This window comes from Brachybacterium sp. FME24 (genome assembly GCF_014897705.1).
Taxonomy (GTDB): Bacteria; Actinomycetota; Actinomycetes; order Actinomycetales; family Dermabacteraceae; genus Brachybacterium.
On the sequence record NZ_JABUXV010000064.1, the window covers coordinates 1 to 409 of the forward strand.

Genomic DNA, 409 nt, shown 5'->3' on the forward strand with positions numbered 1-409 from the left:
TGCGGGGAGATGGCCGCTTCGGCGTAGATCTGGGCGATCAGTCGGGCATGGCCCTTCTCGCGTGCCAGGCGGCGGGTCTGTTGGAGGAAGGCGTCGATGGTCTCGGCGTTCAGCGTCTCCGGGAGCGTTCCGCTGGACTGTTCGCAGATCGCCACGATGATCTCGTCCTTGCTGCGGAAGTATCGGTAGATCGCTCCGGTGGAGAGGCCCGAGGCGTCGACGAGGTCGGTCATGGAGGTGCGGGCGAATCCGTGCGTCGCGAAGAGGGTGCGGGCGGCGTCGATGATCTGCTGACGTCGCGCGTCGAGGTGGGCTTGGCTGACCTTCGGCAAAAGAGAATGACCGTTCGTTTTAAGTGGTAGTGTCCGTGACAGTACAGCACGCCACCGCCTTCGAGGAGACATCACAT

At 63.3% G+C, this 409-nt stretch carries 1 protein-coding gene; it reads right to left on the bottom strand.

The genetic code is table 11. The features are described 5' to 3' along the window. Positions 1–332 (bottom strand): TetR/AcrR family transcriptional regulator (locus INT51_RS21995; RefSeq protein ID WP_193107517.1); only part of this gene is annotated, 332 nt, incomplete at its 3' end. Between the last annotated feature and the right edge of the window lie 77 nt (positions 333–409).